Source organism: Epilithonimonas lactis, assembly GCF_900110605.1.
In the GTDB taxonomy this organism is placed as follows: domain Bacteria; phylum Bacteroidota; class Bacteroidia; order Flavobacteriales; family Weeksellaceae; genus Epilithonimonas; species Epilithonimonas lactis.
In genome coordinates, this window is sequence record NZ_FOFI01000007.1 from 1 (window position 1) to 16,395 (window position 16,395).

Genomic DNA, 16,395 nt, shown 5'->3' on the forward strand with positions numbered 1-16,395 from the left:
TTGGCGTCCACACGAACATCATATTTGTTACTTCCCAATCCCTCTTTGATCAGCTGAGAGGCGATAATGCTTATATTGACAGGACTTTCCCCACCGAAACTCTGTACATTGGGCGCTGCATCCAACAAGATCGTTGGGCTGAAGCCAGAAAGGACAATATTGGGAAGACCTCCCTTTTCCTGACTGAAACCAACTTTTGTGATAATGCCAACGAAAGTACGCTCCGGACTATCGGGGATATCTTTATATTTTTGGACAACCGTAATTCTTTTTCCTAAAAACTCGTGGCTGGACTCCAGATTGTGATCTTCTTTATTCCCCAGCGTGTCATGCGCCAAAACCAGTTCGAATTCGTGGTGCTTATCCGAATTTTGAGATAAGGTGAAATTTTTATAATGTGAGACCACCTTACCTTCGATCACGATATTGAGTTTCACAAGCCTATTGATCCCGAAGATCTGACTTGCGGATATCGAGTTGGCACTATTATCGGGTTTGAAAGTCGGTCGGACGGGTGTAATTGGAGTTTCCATATTTAGCGATTTTAGTAATTTTAGCATAAGACTTTAATAAAATTGAGCGCTTTTCCTTAATTGTAAAAACAGAATGCTCGTAGTTTGATTCAAATCTTCATTAAAAAGATCATTAGACCATTGAAAATATTCGTGAGAAACTGATTGAATCTTCAATATTAAATCCCAAAAAGAAGGATGCAACACTTATAGGAAATATGGTCATTAATCAAAAATCCTGATGAAAAATGCCACAATTGGATCTTCATCAGGATTGATCTCTTTTATTTTTCTAAGACTTTGTGATCATAAGATTATTTTGATCCTGGCCAGATCCCGTCGTATGCAGAATTTCCGTAGTCGATCTTCTCTGCACTGACAACGAAACTGATGAACATGTTGTCCTCATTCAAAGCGTCATAATCTACCTCATGCTGGATCACATAGCCATTTTCCCATTTCAAGGTGGTCAATGTTCCTTCTTCGTGAGATTTGTTAAAGGTCACTTCACCGTTTGTCGGCTTGTATTTTCCGTTCAGTAAGCTTTCCAAGATCCCGGAATCTTCGGTCGCTTCCACTGTGATCTTAATCAACGCATTAGATGGATCTGATGCAACTCTACCTGATACGTCGGTGTTTCTGGATACACCATAATTAAGTTTTAGTATCTTTTGTTCTGCTCCGCCGTTGAATTTCAAAACGGCTCTTGAATTGTTTGCCATGATTTCTGAATTTTGAATATTAATATTTAGTGATCTGTTTCTTACTTTTAATATACCAAAGATAGAACCACGGCCCTTCTTTTTCAATAGTAGAATTACTACACTTTTGAAGTTAAATTTTGGATTAACCTAATGTGTAAATGATTTCAAATCACCGAAATGTAAGTATTCATGGGTGTTTTAGTAAATTGCATTCGTTCGACATGAAGTTTTTTGTATTCTTTGATTAAGTTTCACAATGACCTTTTTCAATATATTTGTTCTATGGATAAAAAAAAACAGTTCAAAAACATTGTTAAAAGTTGTGAGAATCGTTTTGGACGAGGCGATTCGGCGAGTTGGAAGCATAGTGATTTTAGTGATTTTAGTTCCGAAATCCAGCGGGCCACAAAGATCAGCATTAGTGTCAACACCTTGAAAAGGATATTTGGCAAGATCTCTGTCGATGATAACTATTTACCACAACAGGCTACAATTGAAGCCCTTAAGAATTATGCAGGAGATTATATAGATGAAGACCCTATTGATCAGGTAAATGTTTCTGCGACAGAAAATACTACAAAATCTTCTTCCCCTAATAAATCTCGTGTTGTCCGGGGTGTTTTTCTCGTTCTATTGTTGGTTTTGCTCGGTTGCTTATTTTTGATTACCAAAGATAAAGACTTGGGAGAAATAAAAATATCTTCTACAGAAGGGCTATTGCCCAAGACAGCTGTTTTTGATTTGGAACTACCAAGCAGCGACGATAGTCTCTTTATCGATTTTGGGGATAAATCGGCTCCAATCCATTTAACAAAAGGGATAGAAAGGATCTCCCACACTTATCTGTTTCCGGGAGTTTTTAAAGTTGAAATTAAAGATTCGGAAAAGCCACTTGTTGAAACTAAGATATATGTTCCGTCAAACAAATGGTTGGGTTTGGGATTTTTTCGTCAACGTGAGATCCCAAACAGTTACTACGCTTTTCCGGCAGTAAGATCTGGGAAGGATAGTGTTTTCCATATTTCCAATCTTCAGTTGCAAAATGCTGGTTTGGACACAGTGAAATCATACTTTACACGTCTTTGCAATTTCACTCCTATAGAAAAGTATTCGGATAATTTTGTCTTTGAGACGACGTTTAAAAATGCAAAGCCTAACAAAGCAATCTATTGCAATAGCATGAGATTTCAAATTTCCGGAATCGAGCAAATGATCCGTTTTAATTTTGTTAGTTCAGGCTGCAGTTCAAAAGTGTTGAATGCAATCAGTGAAGAAATCGTGAGCGGCAATAATACCAACCTATCTCGATTTGTTATTGATCTGGAAAAATGGAATACAGCCAAATTGATCAACCGAAACAAAAGACTGCAACTCTATGTCAATGACAAATTGATTTACGAAGGAGTTTATAAGAAATCGGTAGGTGATCTTCGTGGCGTATTTGTGGAATTTGAAGGAAATGGTTATGTTAAAAATTGTACTTTAAAATCATTGGAAGGAAAAATATTGTACAATTTTTAATTGAAGTTGCAATCCATAATGTTCTTAAATGTTTGATTGTTAATTATTTCCATCGTCCATTGTTTTGGATATTCTTTGGACAGACATATTAATTCATTATGAGATTGAATACAGTTAGATTTGATGCGACATCATTATTTAACTCATTTCAATTATGAATTTCCGTATTCTAATAGCATTTATTCTTCTATCAGCTTCAGTAAAAATCTTTGCCCAGGAAACCATTAGCCTGAATGGTAAATGGTTGTTCGCATTAGCTAAAAACGAATCCGAAGCTGATAAATTATCAAAATTTTACACTTATTCATTCGATCACAGTATTTTTAAACCAACACCAGTGCCGTCCAATTGGGCCGTTCAAGGATTTGAAGAACCCATTTATCGTGGATTTGAAGATGATAAGGCAAGTGAAGGATTTTATATTTATGACTTCACAGTTCCTGCTGGCTGGACAGAAAAAAATATAAATCTACACTTTGGCGGTGTTTGGTCATCGGCTGAAGTTTGGCTCAATGGAAATCCGGTTGGAACGCATTATGGTGGCTACACGTCCTTTTCTTTTAATGTTAATGACAAAATAAAACCTGGAGAATCCAACAGACTTGCAGTCCGCGTCAGTCAAATCAGTCCGGACTACAAATTTGATGTCTATGATGATTGGACCTTGGGTGGCATCTATCGCGATGTTAGCCTGGAAGCATTGCCTAAAAATCGATGAATCGATCAGATCATAATAAAAACGGATTTTGACAATTTATACCAAAATGCTAACCTCATAATCAATGCGATGGTAAGCGATAAAAATAAGGAAACGCTTCCTGGTAATTATCCAAGTCCTGGTGAACCTTACACCATCAGAGCTGTACTGACCTCTGCTGAAGGAAAAGAGATCAACCGAGAAGAACTTACCATTCCTGCACATACTGCAACAGGCAGAGAAGTAGTATTCAATATGAAGGTCAATAATCCTAAACATTGGACTGCGGAAACGCCTAATTTATATAAGTTGAAAGTTGAACTTTTAGAAAAAGGCGTGGTCACCCATTCACGTTCTGAACGTGTTGGATTTCGTGAGATATCGACGGACGGCGGTGTTTTCAGGATCAACGGGAAGGCTGTAAAACTTCGTGGTGTCAACCGTCATGATGAGCATCCTGATGTGGGCCGTGCGACCACGAAAGAACATTGGTTGCAGGATATCAAATTGATGAAAGCCGCTAACATCAACTACATTCGCATGGCACATTATGCTAATGCACAAGGATTTGTGGAACTGTGTGACGAGATGGGAATGTACGTTGGAGAAGAAGTATCATTAGGCGGCGCTGGTGAACTGATGTATGATCAATCATTTTCGGGTGCGGTTTTTCAACGCTCTTATGAAACTATTATTCGGGATATCAACAGACCATCAGTGATCTATTGGTCTACAGGCAACGAAGATGCTTTGACCACTCAGCATCTGGCCTCAGTCAAATTGATCAAAGCTTTGGATTCCACTCGTCCTGTTTTACTGCCTTGGCGCGCGGAAGTTTGGCTTCCATCAGAAGTAGATATTCTTGCACCACATTACTGGAAGCCACAGGAATATGACCAACTGGCAGCAAAATCCAATCGTCCAATTATATCAACAGAATATACGCATTCCTTTGGTGTCTCGGGATTTGGCGGCTTGGAAGCGCGTTGGAGATCATTGACAAAACATCCGTCCGGAGCAGGAGCAGCTATTTGGATGTGGGCCGATCATGGAATCAAAACGCCAGTAAAAAGACCAAAATGTAAAGCTAATTTGAGCGATGATGACGAATATTTAAGGATCGATGACGCCGGATGGGATGGAATCGTAGACTCATACCGCAATTTGACACGCGACTATTGGGAGACCAAAGCTGTGTATGCTCAGGTTTATCCTAATGTTGATAAAATAGCATTTACACCGGGAGAAACTTTTGCGCGAATTCCAATTCAAAATGACTTTGATTTTACCAATTTAAATACTATTAAAATTAATTGGTCCATTAAAGAAGACGAAAAAGAACTGTCATCCGGAATCGGATCTGTCAATGCTGAGCCACATACCGAATCCACTTTTGAGTTACCATTGAATCAATTGAAAATAATCAATCCTGCAAAAACATATTATGTATGGCTTGTTTTTACCAACGCAGATGGGATGGAAATCAATCGCAAATCGGTTGAGTTATATTCTAAAGTGCAGAGAACAGAAATTAGACCTTCGGGAAAACTATCTGTTGTTAAAAGTGGTGATAATACGACTGTAACTGCGGGAGATGCAAAATATATCTTTGATGTAAAAAGTGGTCAACTCATATCAGCAGGCCTCAAGGAAAATCGATTGATTACAGATCTGCGTCCTACGATCTGGCGAAAATTAGACAGAAGCGAAGTGAGTGTAATTGGCAAAAAAGAAGCTTCACAGGCGCCCGACCTTAATCAATATGTTCAATCGGTAAAAAGTTGGGAAGTAAAGGAAAGTCTTTCTGAAATAGTGATCCTTGTAACAGTCAACTACGCCGTCAACAGTCAAAATAATTTCACGGTAAACTACCGGTATACTATGACGGCTGATGGAAAACTGAACGTACATTACGCTATACTTCCTAACGTAACTGTTCCAACTTTACCCATCGTTGGTATGCAGATGGAATCTGTGCCCTCATTAAAAAATTTACATTGGTTAGGACTTGGACCATTTGATTCCTATCCCAACAAACTATCTGCTCCAATTTTGGGTATTTGGGGAGGTTCTGCCACAAGTGAGGAAACCAGTGGTAACAAAGCAATCAGGTGGGTAGAGCAGAGTGGAACTATTGGTGGAGTACGCGTTTCAACTTTAGGATATTTAGAGCATCATCTCTCATCGCCTCAAAAAATTCTAATATTATCAGGCGTTTTGGGCAGGCCAGAAAAAGGTCGTAAGGCTGATGAATCAATCCCACAGCTATCCACAACTACAGGCCAACCTTTTGTGGGTGAATTTACCATCGAATTAAAATAGAGTAGTTTATTCTATTTAGTCCTTATATTCTTGAGTGCTACAAGAGAAAAGTATAAGAAAATGGCTCCATTTTAATTTAAATGGAGCCATTGCTTTGTATCATTAAGTACAAACATAATACATTTTTTATTTAAAATCTAAATCAATTCAAATTCCTATACTCAATCGGCGTATACCCAACCCTTTGCTTAAACAGTCTTGTCAGATGTTGAGGATATTTAAACCCCAAATCATACGCAATCTGACTGATGGATTTATCAGCATCAAAAACCCTTTCCTTTGCAACATCAATGATTTTATTCTGAATATATTCCTGCGCCGTTTTCCCGGTTTCTTTTTTAATTAAATCTCCAAAATAGTTGGGAGAAAGATTGAGTTCTTCAGCACAAAAAGCTACAGAAGGCAAACCAAAACTGTTCGGTTTTTCTGAACTGAAATAACTGTTCAACAATTCTTCAAATTTCTCCAGAATTCCTTTGTTGACATTTTCTCTCGTGATGAACTGTCTGTCGTAGAACCGCTCACAGTAATTTAGGAAAAGTTCGATATTGGAGGCAATCAGTTTTTTGCTGTGTTTGTCCACAGACTGCTCGAGTTCTGACTGAATTTTAGCAAAACATTCCAAAACCAATTGCTGTTCTTTCGAGGATAAATGTAATGCTTCATTATTTTGATAGCTGAAAAAGCCGTACTCCGAAATACTTTTGGCAAGTGGTGTTCCTTTAATCAAATCAGGATGGAAAACCAGTCCGTGACCCATCGGCTGATAAAAATCTATTTTATTTTCGACATCCACAACCTGTCCTGGAGAGACAAAAACCAATGTGCCTTCCTGATAATCGTACGTTGCCCGGCCATATTTCAAGTCACCACATTTTACATCCTTCAGAAAAATACAGTAGAGATTAAAATTCATTTTAGAACCTGTTCTTTTGTGGGCTTTTGAAAAATCAATAACGCTCACCAAAGGATGCAATGTCTCGTGATTATTAAATAGATTATAATCATTAACGGTTTCAAAATTAACGGAATTACTCATAGCAGTTTCATTTTCTGATACAAATCTAATTATAAAATCAATGTCTTCTAAGTGTAAAACTTCACATCTGTAATATTGGTAGGTAATACCGTAATCTGTCTACAAAAAGGTTCATCATAAGAGCGGAAATTTGCATAGTAAGTTGATTATCCGAATAATCAATTTTTTAAAATCAATTTAAAATTATGCACAAAGTAATATTAAACAACGGTGTGGAAATGCCGATTTTAGGTTTCGGCGTATTTCAGGTGCCGGATTTGGCAGAATGTGAAAAAGCAGTCCTTGAGGCTATTGAAACCGGATACAGATTAATCGATACGGCTTCATCTTATGGAAACGAAGAAGCAGTGGGAAATGCCATCAGGAAAAGCGGTGTTGCGAGAGAGGAATTATTTATCACCACAAAACTTTGGATTCAGGATACAGGCTACGAAAATACGTTGAAAGCGTTTGAGAATTCACTCAATAAATTACAGCTGGAGTATCTTGATTTATATCTGATTCATCAGCCTTATGGCGATATTTTTGGTTCTTGGCGAGCGATGCAGGAACTGTATTTTCAGGGAAAAGTGAGAGCGATTGGCGTTTCCAATTTTCATCCCGACAGAGTTGCAGATTTAATTGCCAACAGTGGATTTACGCCGGCCATTAACCAAATCGAAACGCATCCTTTCCATCAGCAGGTGGATACGCAGAAGTTCCTCGAGGAAAACAATATTCAGATAGAATCCTGGGGACCATTTGCAGAAGGTAAAAACGATATTTTTAAAAACGAAACTTTAACATCGATTGCGGTTAAAAATAATAAATCTGTGCCTCAGATTATCTTACGTTGGCTGACTCAAAGAGGTGTTGTGGCGATTCCAAAATCGGTTCGAAAAGAAAGAATGGCTGAAAATTTTGACATTTTTGATTTTGAATTGTCCGCAGATGAAATGCAGAAGATTTCAATTTTAAATACCAATGCGAGTCTGTTTTTCGACCACAGAGACCCGAATATGGTCAAATGGCTGAGCGAAAGAAAACTGGATTTGTAAATTAATCAAGATAAAAAAAAACATTAAAATGGACAGAAGAGATATTTTAAAAACCCTTGGATTGGCAACGGTAGGAACCGCATTATTACCCTTTGGGAATCTGGCAAAAGGTGCAACGTCAGATTTCAGTGCTAATGAAAATGGTTCGCTTCCCAGCCGTAGAAAATTGGGCAAATCATTAGAAGTTTCAAGCATCGGATTGGGCGTTCAGAATATGAGCCGAACGTATCAAACCACGATTCCGAACCGAAAAGAAATGCACCGAATTATTCAGAAAGCATTCGACAACGGCGTGACGCTTTTTGATACAGCAGAAGCCTACGGTCCTTTTGAATGTGAGAAAATCCTGGGAGAAGCCACTTCTTCTTTTCGCAATAAAATTGTCATCGAAACCAAATACGGCTGGAACATCGACCAGGAAACCGGAAAACGTATGCCCGGACTGAACAGCAAGCCTGAACACATCAAATTAGTGGTCGAAGGAATGCTAAAACGTCTCAAAACCGACAGAATCGATTTGTTATACCAACACCGTGTTGACCCTGAAGTTCCGATTGAAGATGTGGTTGGTGCCATTCAAGATTTAATAAAAGAAGGAAAAGTTCTATATTATGGACTTTCGGAACCTGGCGTGGAAACGGTTAGGAGAGCTCACAAAATTCATCCTGTGACAGCCATTCAAAATGAATATTCATTGTTGTGGCGCGGACCGGAAAAGAAAATTATCCCGCTTTGCGAGGAATTGGGAATTGGTTTTGTTCCTTGGAGTCCGCTGGGTGTAGGCTTTTTGACCGGGTCAGTTGATGAAAATACGCGTTTTGCACAAGGCGACATCCGTGGAAATGAAACCCGTTTTTCTCCGGAAAATATTCAGCAAAATTTAAAATTAGTCAAAGTTCTGAAAGACTGGAGCGTGAGGAAAGAGGCGACGCCAGCTCAGATATCTTTGGCGTGGTTGCTTCATCAAAAATCGTGGATTGTGCCCATTCCGGGAACAACTCAAATGTCAAATATGCTGGACAATATCGGAGCGGATAAAATAAAATTTACCAATACCGAATTTAAAGAATTCAATACGCAAATTGATGCTTTGAAAATTGAAGGTGAGAGACTACCGCCTTTCGTACAGCAATTTTCTGATGTGGAAGCACCTTTGAAGAAGAAATAGAATATTAATCATACAAAAAAATTAAAATGCAAAAAAGAATATTAGGAAACCAGGGATTAGAAGTTTCGGCTTTAGGATTAGGATGTATGGGTTTAAGCTTCGGCTATGGACCTGCAACGGAAAAACAAGAAGCCATCAAACTAATCAGAACAGCATTTGAAAAAGGGATTACTTTTTTCGACACAGCTGAATGTTACGGCCCGTTTACCAATGAAGAATTGTTGGGCGAAGCTTTGCAACCTTTCCGAAATAAAGTGGTTATCGCTACGAAATTCGGTTTTCAGGATGGCGATTCCGGCAAAGGATTAGACAGCAGTCCCGAAAGAATCCGAAAAGTAGTAGAGGATTCTTTGAAAAGACTGAAGACAGATTATATCGACCTTTTTTATCAGCACAGAGTAGACCCGAATGTTCCAATGGAAGAGGTTGCAGGAACGGTAAAAGAATTGATTAACGAAGGAAAAGTAAAACATTTCGGATTGTCGGAAGCCAGTGCCGAAAGCATTCGAAAAGCGCACGCCATACAGCCTGTTTCTGCTTTGCAAAGTGAATACTCAATGTTTTTCCGTGATGCCGAGAAAGAAATCATTCCGACGCTGGAAGAACTGGGAATTGGTTTTGTGCCGTTCAGTCCTTTAGGTAAGGGATTTTTAACGGGAGCAATGACAGAGCAGACGCAGTTTGACAAAAATGATTTCAGAAATATTGTCCCGAGATTTTCTGAGGAAAACAGAAAAGCAAATCAGGCTTTGGTCGATTTGCTGAAAACGATTGCTACAGAAAAGGAGGCAACACCCGCACAGATTGCTTTGGCTTGGCTGTTGGCGCAGAAACCGTTCATCGCACCAATTCCGGGAACTACAAAACTGCACAGACTGGAGGAAAATATCGGTGGTGCATCTTTAGAACTTTCTTCTGATGATTTATCTAAAATCGCGCAATCACTGAGCCAGATTGAAATCGTCGGGGAACGTTATCCGCAGCATTTACAGTCTAGAGTTGGGAAATAATTTAATTTAAAATAAAAAAGAATGAAAGCATTAATTGTTGCATTAATTATATCCACAAGTTTTACCTACGCATTTGCACAGCAGGCAAAACTGGAAACCGTCGTGAAAAAAGAGACAAAATCCGAACAGGAAATCATCCAGCTTTCCAAAGACAAATGGGACTGGATGTCTTCTAAAGATGCCGAAAAACTGGATAAACTTTTTGACGAAAAATCAGTATTCGTGCATATGGGCGGTTCGTGGGGCAAAAAGCAGGAATTGGATGTCATTAAAAGTGGCGGAATCTGGTACAAGAAAGCCGACATCCACGAAACATCGGTAAACATTATTGAAAACACCGCCATCATTCTCACCAAAATGGATTTAGTGGCCGTGGTTGGTGGAAATGAAGTAACCAATCCGTTTATTGTAACGGAAGTATTTGTGAAAAAGAGCGGAACCTGGAAATTGGGTTCACTGTCATTCACCAAAACAATGACCCCGGAAAAGAAATAGAGATGAGAACTAAGGCGATACAATTTTTAAGTTTAATTGGTTTAATAGTATTTTCAAATACCAATATTCAGGCTCAGAAAAATGCGAAGGAACCATTGATGATTGCAGAGCAGGGAAGTTTTGCGGTTGGCGGAACTGTTTTGAAAAGTCCGGGAACATTCAATCCGCAAAAGCCGACTGCTGAAGGACAGACTTTCAGAGGCGACCACGCTTATGTTTTTTATCAGATTCCTGTGAAAGCCAGAAAATATCCATTGGTAATGTGGCACGGAATCGGACAGTTTTCCAAAACCTGGGAAACAACTCCGGATGGAAGAGAAGGTTTTCAGAATATCTTTTTGCGCAGGAATTTCCCGGTTTACATTATGGACCAGCCGAGAAGAGGAAATGCAGGAAGAAGTACGGTAGCTTCTACGATTGAGCCAACTCCTGATGAGCAAAATTGGTTCAATGTTTTCCGTGTTGGAATGTGGCCGAAATATTACGAAGGTGTACAGTTTGCCAAAGATTCTGCCACGCTCAATCAATATTTCCGTTCGATGACACCGAATATTGGGACGATTGATATTAAGGTAAATGTTGATGCAGCTTCAGCTTTATTTAAGAAAATTGGAGCCGGAGTTTTGGTCACACATTCTCATTCAGGTGGAATGGGTTGGCTAACCGCTATTAAAAATCAAAATGTAAAGGGTATCGTTTCTTACGAGCCGGGAAGTGGTTTCGTTTTTCCTGAGGGCGAATTACCAAAACCTATTGCCAGTTCTGCGGGTGCGCTCGAAGCTTCTTCGGTTTCAAAAGAGGATTTTATTAAACTTACTAACATTCCGATTATTATTTATTACGGAGATAATATTCCTGAAAAGTACTCGGAAAATTCGGGAGCTGACGGTTGGAGAGCACGTTTGCAGATGGCGAGGTTGTGGCGAGATGCGGTCAATAAATATGGTGGTGATGTAACGGTCGTTCATCTTCCAGAAATTGGTCTGAAAGGCAATACACATTTCCCTTTTTCTGATTTAAATAATATCCAGGTGGCCGATTTGATGAGCCAATGGCTGAAAGCTAAAAAATTAGATTAATTACCTGTTGGTCAGCCAGAAAGAACAGGTTATTAAAAATTCGAAACTTTGTATTTCTTATTTAAACGGAGTGCCTTTGTTTTACTTTTAATTTAAAACGGTTAGCTGTCCTTTTTGTCTATCCTTGCGTTAAATTAAACGCAAAGCTAAACAAAAATATTTGGCATCAGCACTCCAGATTTTATCGTAAACAAAGGCGATTCCATTTGTTGAAGTAAAACAAGTTTAGATACATTTTATCATTAATAATTTAAATTATTTGTAATGCAGAAATACATCATATTCATAATATCAATTCTCTGTTTTTTCTCTTGCTTAAAAGCACAGGAAACAACATCAGAAAAAGAATCATTAAAAGATAAAAAAGTGCTGATTGTATATCTATCAAGAACTAAAAATACCAAAACCATTGCGGAAATCATTAAGAAAAATGTGGGTGGAGACTTTGTGGAACTTGAACTTCAAACTCCTTATCCCGAAAATTATAAAGCAATCGTCGACCAGGTTTCGAAAGAAAACGAATCCGGGTTTTTGCCACCTCTGAAGACAAAAGTTGAAAACATAGAAAAATATGACGTTGTCTTCATCGGATTTCCAACCTGGGGAATGAAACTGCCACCACCGATGAAAAGTTTTCTGAAACAATATGATTTAAAAGACAAAATCATTATTCCGTTTAACACCAATGCAGGTTATGGAATCGGAAGCAGTTTTGATACGGTAAAAGAACTCAGTCCGGAAAGCAAAGTTCTGGAAGGATTTACAATGAAAGGCGGAGTAGAGCGCGACGGGATTTTATTTGTAATGGAAGGCAAAAAGAAAATTGAGACTGAAAAGAAAGTCAGAGAATGGCTGACCAAAATTGATTTAAATAAATAAAACAGTTGAAATCAAATTTAAATTAAGAGAAAATGAAAGGACTAAAATTGACAACCGTCTTCGTTTTACTGACGGGAATTTCACTGTTTTTCAATACAATAAAAGCACAGCAATTGTCAACAGCAAATTCAGAATTAAATTCAAAGGATAAGAGCATTATCACCATTTCATCATTTACAGCACAAGGAAAACTGACTGAATTGAAAAAAGCTTTCAATTCAGGGCTTGATGCAGGTTTGACCATCAACGAAATCAAAGAAATGCTGGTACATTCGTATGCTTACTGCGGTTTTCCAAGAAGCATTAGAGGTTTGCAGACCTTTATGGAAGTGTTGGAAGAGCGAAAAACAAAAGACATCAAAGATACCCAAGGAGCTGAAGCTTCGCCGATTATTGATGATAAAACCAAGTACGAAAGAGGTAAAAAGATATTGGGAGAACTTTCTGGCGCGCCGCAACCTGATAAACTTTCAGGATATTCTGCATTTGCACCTGCGATTGATACTTTTTTAAAGGAACACCTGTTTGCAGATATTTTCGAAAGAGATGTGTTGACTTTTAAACAGAGAGAATTGGTAACCATTTCAATTATCACCGCCATTGGCGATGCAGACCCGATGTTGCAGTCGCATTTGGGACTTTCATTAAATGTCGGTTGGTCGCCCGAACAGTTGAATGAATTTGTTAATGTTATCACTCCGACCATCAGTAAGGAAAAATCAGCAGCGGCTGCTACAGTTCTGAAAGAAGTTTTAAAAACAAGAAAATCAAAATAAATTTAAAATTTTACAAATGAAAAAAGCATCATTTCTGACGTCTCTAAGTTTTGTGATTCTCATTTTTTCAAACAGTCAACTGAAGTCTCAAACTCAAAAAACAATGCAGACTGAATCTAAAATCCTGTTTGAAAAAGGCGAAAAAGTAAAAAACGAAAATTTTACAGGAACCGCTTACCTGAAAATGTTGGTAACGAATAACCCTGAAAATCCAATTACCGTCGGCAACGTCACTTTCGAACCGGGCGCAAGAAACCGCTGGCACAAACATCTGGGAGGACAGATTCTATTGGTAACAGACGGCGTCGGCTACTATCAGGAAAGAGGACAACCAAAGAAAATTCTACGAAAAGGCGATGTTATCAAATGTCCGCCCAACGTAGAGCACTGGCACGGCGCAAGTATCGACAGTCATTTTTCGCATCTTGCCATTGGAAACAGTGATAAGGAGGCGGTGATTTGGTTGCAGCCTGTGACAGAGGAGGAATATTTGAAATAAGAGATTGTCTCGTAAAATTAAAAGAATTAAATAAAAAAATGGCCCCATCTAGATTAAGATGGAGCCATTTAGCTGTTTGTGAACTACACGAGCGTCTTTTCGCAAACTTTCATAAATGATTTGGCTTGAGTCAAATTATTCGGGAGTTACAGAACTATTTTATCAAGTAATTTCTTTGATTAAAAGTGATAAAAATCTATTTAGTTATAAAACTCTGGGTTGTCTGCTTTAGGTCCGCTCCTTTTACTTTCAATTTTACGGTGCCGCTTTTCTGGCTCGAACGCAAGATGGCCATGGCAAAACCTTTATACATCGTTTTTTTATTGCCACTGAACAGGTCATCGCTAGAATGGTCGCCGTTATCAAGCGCTATTAGTTTTCCTTCACCGCTGACCTCGAAAGTGAGTTCGCCAGATGCTGTAGGAACTTTGTTCCCTTTGTTGTCGATCGCATAGACTTTCACATATTGTAGGTCCATTCCATTGGCTTTCCAGTTGGTATTTTCTGCTTCTATTTTTAAGGCAACGGCTTTTCCTGTGGTTTTCAGTTCGTGTCGGGCAACTTCCTTACCATTCTTTTTAGCGACGGCAGTAATGGTACCAGAAGAGTAGGGAACATCTTTCCAGTAAATGGTATTCCGTTTTTTCACATCCATACTATTCTGTTGCACTCCGAAAGATTTTCCATTGATGAATAATTCTACTTCTTCGGCGTTGGTGTAGGTGTAAAGATTATATTTTTCGTTCACAACCCGATTCCAATGTGCTGAGATGACCTTTTGTCCTACGATCTGGTCGTTCCACATTTTTGATTCGCCTTCACTATCCACAATACCAATATGAACAATGGGTTCTTCTGTGAAAATACTTTTTGTCAACCACGCTTGCGGAAAAGGCTCCATTGAATGATTGAAAAATGAATAGTTCCATCCCTTTCTCGGCCAGCCTTGCGATTCTCCCCAATATTCTATGCCGCCCCAATAGGCCAATCCCACCATTTTGTCTCGATCCATCCCAAAATAAGGTGCTGCCAGTTCATTCGTCACAGCCTCACTTTGGTAGATGATCATGTTGGGCGCGTGTTTCAGATAGGTTTGATAATCATCCCAAACGTAATTGAAACTCGCCACTTCAGTGACGGTCGCCAATTCCGGCGGAATGATATTGGCTTCAACCTTAAAATCAGGATTTGCTTTAATGATGCCTCCGGCTCGTGCAGGATACATTGCAACAGTGGTTTTGCGGGTAGGATCGTAACGTTTTGCCACAACATCCATCAATCGGTACGTGGTAACGCCCCAGTCGCTTGTCGGGAAATTCCAGCGTTCTTCCTGAAACTGAAGTTCATTTCCAAAACTCCACATGATCACTGAAGGATGGTTTCTGTCCCTTTTGATCCACTCCTTCATATTGGCGTACCAGATTTCGTTCCACGGTTTGCGACCTGCCCATGCGCGGATGCTGCCCCATTTATCGTACAACTCATCCACTACCAAAATTCCTTTTTCATCTGCGAGATCGAAGAATGATTCAGAATACGGATTGTGTGAGGTGCGGATGTGGTTAAAGCCAAATGCTTTCAGCTGATCCATCATTCGGGCAATGGAAGTTTCATAGGCTGCGGCACCGACTGCACCGAGATCGTGATGATTGGCAACGCCTTTTAAAAAGACTTTTTTTCCGTTTAATTTCATCCCGAATTCTTTAGAAAATTCAATCGTGCGGATGCCAAATTTTTTGGTCAGTTTGTCGACCACTTTGCCATCTAAGACCAATTCGACTTCTGCTGAATAAAGATTTGGCGTTTCGCAACTCCAGAGTTGTGGATTAGCAACATATACTTTTGGTAATGCAACCTCCACTTCAAAAAGATTAGATTTTTTTGGTGCGAGCGTTTTGGTCTCTGCGACCTGTTTGCCTTGTGGTGAAAATATTTTAGTTGTAATTTCAAGGTCGTATTGTTTGTTCTGGATGCCTGCGATTTCTACCTGCACATTGACTTCAGCGTTTTGGTTTGAAATGTTTGGAGTGGTAATGAAAATCCCGTGGCGTGCTATTGAGACACTGTCTTTCACTACCAAATGAACATCACGAAAAAGACCTCCACCAGTATACCAACGGGAGTTTTCGTTTTCACCGGTAGAGGCACGGACAGCCACCACGTTCGTTTCATTATATTTGACAGCGTCCGCTATATCAGCTTCGAAACAGAGATAGCCGTAATCGGTGCCACCAATTTTTTTTCCATTAAGCCAGACATCACCGTGCAGCATAATGCCTTCAAAATCCAGCAAAACTCTTTTGCCTTTCCAGGACTCATCGGCCTTAAATGTTTTCCGGTACCAGCCAATTCCCATTGCTTTGTAACCCCGGTTTTTGCTTGCTGTCTTATCCCACGGCTGCTCGATCTGGAAATCGTGAGGCAGATCCAATGGTCGCCAATCGCTATCGTTGAAATTTACTTCTTTTGCATCGGGAATATCGCCGGCTTTAAATTTCCATCCGAAATTAAAAAGTTGCGAGATCCGCACCTTATTATTGTTATTTTGTCCGGATAGGGAAGTTGTACAAAAAATACAAACCAATAGTAGTGCTGTAATTTTTTTCATATTAATTTTTATTGAGTTTGAGCCTTTTTAATTATTAACTATTAAAATT

14 protein-coding genes and 1 pseudogene are annotated in these 16,395 nt (G+C 39.2%); 11 read left to right on the forward strand and 4 right to left on the reverse strand.

The features are described from left to right. A pseudogene (locus BMW39_RS18050) lies at positions 1 to 533 on the reverse strand (Vgr family protein); the annotation flags it as partial. Positions 534 to 826: 293 nt separating this feature from the next. After that, entirely contained in the window at positions 827 to 1,234 is a 408-nt protein-coding gene (gene tssD, locus BMW39_RS18055; protein WP_074719362.1) for a type VI secretion system tube protein TssD, read from the reverse strand. A 264-nt stretch (positions 1,235 to 1,498) separates the two neighbouring features. Here tssD and BMW39_RS18060 point away from each other — a divergent pair, with 264 nt between their 5' ends. The 3 genes from BMW39_RS18060 to BMW39_RS18065 all read left to right on the forward strand — a co-directional run bounded on the left by BMW39_RS18060 (position 1,499) and on the right by BMW39_RS18065 (position 5,756). Beyond that, complete coding sequence (locus tag BMW39_RS18060; RefSeq protein WP_034979382.1) at positions 1,499 to 2,737, forward strand: hypothetical protein; 1,239 nt, start codon at positions 1,499 to 1,501, stop codon at positions 2,735 to 2,737. A gap of 154 nt (positions 2,738 to 2,891) precedes the next feature. Further along, positions 2,892 to 3,455, forward strand: coding sequence for a sugar-binding domain-containing protein (locus tag BMW39_RS19435; protein ID WP_221406060.1), 564 nt, complete (start codon positions 2,892 to 2,894; stop codon positions 3,453 to 3,455). Between the two features lie 69 nt (positions 3,456 to 3,524). Next, on the forward strand, positions 3,525 to 5,756 hold the full coding sequence (locus BMW39_RS18065) for a glycoside hydrolase family 2 TIM barrel-domain containing protein (RefSeq protein ID WP_221406059.1): 2,232 nt from the start codon (positions 3,525 to 3,527) through the stop codon (positions 5,754 to 5,756). 142 nt (positions 5,757 to 5,898) lie between these two features. Here BMW39_RS18065 and BMW39_RS18070 read toward each other — a convergent pair whose 3' ends face one another. Next, the gene (locus BMW39_RS18070; protein WP_034979377.1) at positions 5,899 to 6,795 is read right to left on the reverse strand and encodes a helix-turn-helix domain-containing protein; all 897 of its coding nucleotides are present in this window, start codon (positions 6,793 to 6,795) and stop codon (positions 5,899 to 5,901) included. 185 nt (positions 6,796 to 6,980) lie between these two features. Here BMW39_RS18070 and BMW39_RS18075 point away from each other — a divergent pair, with 185 nt between their 5' ends. The 8 genes from BMW39_RS18075 to BMW39_RS18110 all read left to right on the forward strand — a co-directional run bounded on the left by BMW39_RS18075 (position 6,981) and on the right by BMW39_RS18110 (position 13,738). Further along, positions 6,981 to 7,832 (forward strand): aldo/keto reductase, encoded by an 852-nt coding sequence (locus BMW39_RS18075; RefSeq protein WP_034979374.1) that lies wholly within the window; start codon positions 6,981 to 6,983, stop codon positions 7,830 to 7,832. Positions 7,833 to 7,860: 28 nt separating this feature from the next. Further along, positions 7,861 to 9,000 (forward strand): aldo/keto reductase, encoded by a 1,140-nt coding sequence (locus tag BMW39_RS18080; protein ID WP_034979371.1) that lies wholly within the window; start codon positions 7,861 to 7,863, stop codon positions 8,998 to 9,000. A 26-nt stretch (positions 9,001 to 9,026) separates the two neighbouring features. Then, positions 9,027 to 10,010 carry an aldo/keto reductase gene (locus tag BMW39_RS18085; protein WP_034979368.1) on the forward strand — a complete coding sequence of 328 codons (984 nt, stop codon included), beginning with the start codon at positions 9,027 to 9,029 and terminating at the stop codon, positions 10,008 to 10,010. Positions 10,011 to 10,031: 21 nt separating this feature from the next. Next, positions 10,032 to 10,505 carry a nuclear transport factor 2 family protein gene (locus BMW39_RS18090; protein WP_034979366.1) on the forward strand — a complete coding sequence of 158 codons (474 nt, stop codon included), beginning with the start codon at positions 10,032 to 10,034 and terminating at the stop codon, positions 10,503 to 10,505. Between the two features lie 2 nt (positions 10,506 to 10,507). Further along, positions 10,508 to 11,584 carry an alpha/beta hydrolase gene (locus BMW39_RS18095; RefSeq protein WP_051880087.1) on the forward strand — a complete coding sequence of 359 codons (1,077 nt, stop codon included), beginning with the start codon at positions 10,508 to 10,510 and terminating at the stop codon, positions 11,582 to 11,584. A 264-nt stretch (positions 11,585 to 11,848) separates the two neighbouring features. Then, positions 11,849 to 12,463, forward strand: coding sequence for a flavodoxin (locus tag BMW39_RS18100; protein ID WP_034979362.1), 615 nt, complete (start codon positions 11,849 to 11,851; stop codon positions 12,461 to 12,463). Between the two features lie 32 nt (positions 12,464 to 12,495). Then, on the forward strand, positions 12,496 to 13,239 hold the full coding sequence (locus BMW39_RS18105) for a carboxymuconolactone decarboxylase family protein (RefSeq protein WP_034979359.1): 744 nt from the start codon (positions 12,496 to 12,498) through the stop codon (positions 13,237 to 13,239). A 16-nt stretch (positions 13,240 to 13,255) separates the two neighbouring features. After that, complete coding sequence (locus BMW39_RS18110; RefSeq protein ID WP_034979357.1) at positions 13,256 to 13,738, forward strand: cupin domain-containing protein; 483 nt, start codon at positions 13,256 to 13,258, stop codon at positions 13,736 to 13,738. Positions 13,739 to 13,934: 196 nt separating this feature from the next. On the opposite strand, the gene BMW39_RS18115 is transcribed toward BMW39_RS18110, so the two are convergent. After that, positions 13,935 to 16,346 (reverse strand): glycoside hydrolase family 2 TIM barrel-domain containing protein, encoded by a 2,412-nt coding sequence (locus BMW39_RS18115; protein WP_034979354.1) that lies wholly within the window; start codon positions 16,344 to 16,346, stop codon positions 13,935 to 13,937. Positions 16,347 to 16,395: the final 49 nt, after the last annotated feature.